General features: G+C 67.2%; 2 protein-coding genes and 1 pseudogene. All 3 read left to right on the top strand.

The features are described 5' to 3' along the window. Positions 1-769: bifunctional riboflavin kinase/FAD synthetase (locus tag U9979_RS20000; RefSeq protein ID WP_322780595.1), on the top strand; the 769-nt coding region annotated here is incomplete at its 5' end. Between the two features lie 111 nt (positions 770-880). Then, the gene (rpsO, locus tag U9979_RS19995; protein ID WP_322752094.1) at positions 881-1,150 is read left to right on the top strand and encodes a 30S ribosomal protein S15; all 270 of its coding nucleotides are present in this window, start codon (positions 881-883) and stop codon (positions 1,148-1,150) included. Between the two features lie 149 nt (positions 1,151-1,299). Then, a pseudogene (locus tag U9979_RS19990) lies at positions 1,300-2,392 on the top strand (polyribonucleotide nucleotidyltransferase); the annotation flags it as partial.

Raw genomic sequence — 2,392 nt, 5'->3', positions numbered from 1 at the left:
GGCCGAGGTCATCCGACCGGGCAGCCATCCGGCGCTGCTGACGACGCCGGCTTTCAAGGCGGAACTACTGGAACGGCTCGGTGTCGACGCGCTGTGCGTCCAGCCCTTCACTCCCGAGTTCAGCCGGGTACCAGCGGACGGGTTCGTCCACGACATGCTTCTGCATCGGCTGCGGCCGAGCGCCGTGGTGGTCGGGGAGAACTTCACCTATGGTCACCGGGCGGCCGGGAACCTGGAGACCCTGCGTTGCAGCGGGGTGACCGACGGTTTTGCCGTGGAGGGCGTCCGGCTGCTGCGTGCAGACGACCACGTGTTGTCTTCCACCCATATTCGAGCGTGTATTGCCGACGGCGATGTGGTTACCGCTGCGCGTGCGCTCGGCCGTGACCACCGGGTGGAGGGAATCGTGGTGCACGGCGACGCACGTGGCCGCGCTATCGGATATCCGACCGCCAACCTTGCGACCACCGCGTACGCGGCAGTGCCCGCCGACGGTGTGTACGCCGGGCATGCGGTGTGGTCGGGTAAGCGGTATCCGGCGGCGATCTCCATCGGTACCAACCCGACCTTTGACGGGACGCAGCGGCGGGTTGAGGCGTATCTCCTCGACTTCGACGACGATCTCTATGACGCTCACCTCGCGTTCGAGTTCACCGAGCGGCTGCGGCCCACCCTGCGCTTCGACTCCGTGGCTGACCTGGTTGCCCAGATGGCCGCAGACGTCCTGGCCACCCGTAAGATCATCACTCCGGCGACGGACGAGCCTTAGGTACCCGCGGGGTTGGTAAGCTTCGACACCAGACGAGTGTGGTGTGTCCGTCAGCCTGGGTGAGGCAGACCCCGGGCGCGCATCCCACCCGCAGACAGGAAGAGGTTTCGCGTGCCGCTCGCGAGCGACGTCAAGCAGAAGATCTTGTCCGAGTACGCCACGGTCGAGCGTGATACCGGATCGCCCGAAGTGCAGGTGGCGATGCTCACCCGGCGGATCAGCGACCTGACCGAGCACCTGAAGATGCACAAGCACGACCACCACAGCCGCCGTGGGCTGCTGCTCCTGGTCGGCCGTCGGCGACGGCTGCTGAATTATCTCGCCAAGACCGACATAAGCCGCTACCGGTCACTGATCGAAAGACTCGGGCTGCGGCGGTAGGAATTGTCTGACCGGGTCCGTGACGGCGCGAGCCGCCGGTCCTCGGTGGTGGTGTCCGGGTGCGCCGTGTGGCGCTCCCCGGGGGCTTCGACTGAGCGCCGGCCTCCTCGGCAAGACGGACCCGGCCGATGTGAGGAGGAATGGTTCGAGTGGAGGACCAGACAACCGCGACTGAAGCGGTTATCGACAACGGAGCGGCCGGAATCCGGACGATCCGGTTTGAGACGGGTCGGTTGGCTCGGCAGGCTGCCGGTTCGGCAGTTGCCTATCTCGGCGACACCATGGTGCTGTCTGCCACGACCGTCAGCAAGCAGCCCAAGGAGCAGCTCGACTTCTTTCCGCTGACGGTGGATGTCGAGGAGCGGATGTACGCGGCCGGGCGCATCCCCGGCTCGTTCTTCCGGCGCGAGGGTCGGCCGAGTGAGGACGCGATCCTCACCTGTCGTCTGATCGACCGGCCGCTGCGGCCGTCGTTCGTCAAGGGGTTGCGTAACGAGATCCAGGTCGTGGCAACGGTTCTCGCCCTCGATCCGGACACCCTGTACGACGTCGTCGCGATCAATGCGGCCAGCGCGTCGACCACGCTCGCCGGGCTGCCGTTCTCCGGTCCCGTCGGTGCCACCCGGGTCGGCTTTGTGGACGGGGCCTGGATCGCCTTCCCGACCCATGCCGAGCTGGAGCGGGCGACCTTCGACATGGTGGTGGCCGGCCGCGTGCTCGACGACGGCTCCGATGTTGCGATCATGATGGTTGAGGCGGAGGCGACGCCGGGTACGGTGCCGCTGCTGGCCGCGGGTGCGCAGGCGCCGACCGAGGACGTCGTGGCCGCGGGGCTGGAGGCGGCGAAACCCGCCATCCGCGAGTTGTGTCGTGCCCAGCGCGAGCTGGCCGAACGTGCGGCCAAGCCGACCCGGCAGTTCCCGTTGTTCGTCGACTACCACGACGACGTCCTTGAGGCGCTGTCGATCGCCGTCGGCGACGAACTGTCCGCAGCCCTGCGGATCGCCGGCAAGCAGGAGCGGGAAACCGAGCTGGACCGGGTCCGTTCACTGGCCGCCGAGAAGGTCGTGGGCCAGTTCGAGGGCCGCGAAAAGGAGATTGCCGCGGCCTATCGGGCGTTGACCAAGAAGCTGGTACGCCAGCGCATCATCGCCGAGGGCGTCCGTATCGACGGGCGTGGGGTCACCGAGATCCGTGAGCTGTCGGCGGAGGTCGACTTCATTCCCCGGGTACACGGATCAG

It is taken from the genome of Protofrankia sp. Cas4, assembly GCF_963555915.1.
Lineage (GTDB): Bacteria > Actinomycetota > Actinomycetes > Frankiales > Frankiaceae > Protofrankia.
The sequence above is the reverse complement of the archived record's forward strand: the minus strand, read 5'-3'. Positions and strand labels throughout refer to the sequence as shown.